Annotated in this window: 3 protein-coding genes; all 3 read left to right on the top strand. The window is 58.8% G+C overall.

What is annotated here, in order from left to right; all coding sequences use genetic code 11:
- On the top strand, positions 1-243 hold a 243-nt coding region (locus ABZS61_RS34810; RefSeq protein WP_356430531.1), incomplete at its 5' end, for an OmpW family outer membrane protein.
- Between the two features lie 47 nt (positions 244-290).
- Positions 291-1,055, top strand: a complete 765-nt coding sequence (locus tag ABZS61_RS34815) for an enoyl-CoA hydratase-related protein (RefSeq protein ID WP_105819073.1) — start codon at positions 291-293, stop codon at positions 1,053-1,055.
- 4 nt (positions 1,056-1,059) lie between these two features.
- Positions 1,060-1,467, top strand: a 408-nt coding sequence (locus tag ABZS61_RS34820) for a phosphotransferase family protein (protein WP_356430536.1), incomplete at its 3' end; no start/stop codon positions are given.

Below are 1,467 nucleotides of genomic sequence, written 5' to 3' on the forward strand. Positions count from 1 at the left end.
GCCGGACCGGGTGGAAGGGTTGATGCATCGGCCAGCTCGTCGTGGAACCCAGCCTTCACGGCCGGCGTGACATATCGCCTCAACGGTAGATGGTCCGTGCTGGGATCGATTACCTACATCCCGCTAAAGACGACCGGAAAATTCGATGCAGTCAGCGCCAACGGAACGACCGTTTTGAGCAACACGGCGCGAATCACGGCCAATCCAATCATCGGATTCGTTGGGGTTTCCTATCGATTTTGAGCGGCGGATCGAGTCTGAATGGGTATAGCGAAACAGGAGATTTCACCGTGGACGACATAAAAGTCCAAGTTGACGGGCGGGTGATGATCGTCACGATATCGAGGCCAGAAAAGAAGAATGCGTTGACCGGTGCGATGTACGGCGCGCTTGCGGATGCGCTTGAATCAACTGCGCACGAGCGCGTGAACGCCGTCCTCATCCAATCTGATGGTGACACGTTCTCGGCCGGAAGCGACCTGAGCGAATTCTCCGCTGAAGCAATTCGTGACGGCATCGGCAAGAGCCGCGGTGCGCGGTTTCTCCGATATCTGGCGACGATGGAGATTCCCGTCGTGGCCGCCGTACAGGGGAAAGCCATTGGTGTCGGCGCCACCATGCTGTTGCATTGCGACTACGTCATCGTTGCGAACGACGCGCAACTCAGCGCGCCGTTTGTCGACCTGGCGCTCGTTCCTGAAGCGGCGTCGGGCTACCTGCTTCCGTTGCGGATCGGAAGCATTCGTGCGTTCGAGATGATCGCGCTCGGCCGCTCTGTCGATGCGCGGACCGCCGTGGAATGGGGAATCGCTAATCGATCGGTGCCGGCTGACCAGCTTCGAGCCGAAGCGAAGGCGATCGCGGCGGTTATCGCTGCGAAGGCGCCGGGCGCGGTCAGAGCGACGAAACGGTTGATGAGTGAGCGCAGGAGAGTCATCTATCAAATGAACGCGGAATTCGATGCGATCGACAAGCAATTGGCAGGGAACGAGTGCAGCGAAGCCTTGGCCGCGTTCAAGGAAAAGCGTCGTCCCGATTTCTCGAAGCTTCAATAACGTGATGGATAAAAGCAACACTGATACTCGATCGCATGAGGCCGCCATACGGCGATCCCCTGATTTCGACGTGCGGCGATTGGAATCGTGGCTAGGCGGAAATTTGCGTGGTTTTAGCGGGCCACTCGACGTATCGCAATTTTCGGGAGGCCAGTCGAATCCAACCTATTTGCTGACGACGCCATCCGCCCGCTATGTCCTGCGCCGCAAGCCGTCGGGCAAGCTACTGCCGTCCGCTCACGCGATCGATCGAGAATATCGCCTGATACGCGCGTTGAACGGATCCGCGGTGCCGGTCGCGCATGCGCACTGCTATTGCGACGACGTATCGGTAATCGGCACCGAGTTTTATGTCATGAGCTATGTGGAAGGCCGCGTGCTCTGGGAGCCCAGCCTTCCGGGCATGACGCCC

It is taken from the genome of Streptomyces sp. NPDC005566 (genome assembly GCF_040605575.1).
Classification (GTDB): domain Bacteria; phylum Actinomycetota; class Actinomycetes; order Streptomycetales; family Streptomycetaceae; genus Streptomyces.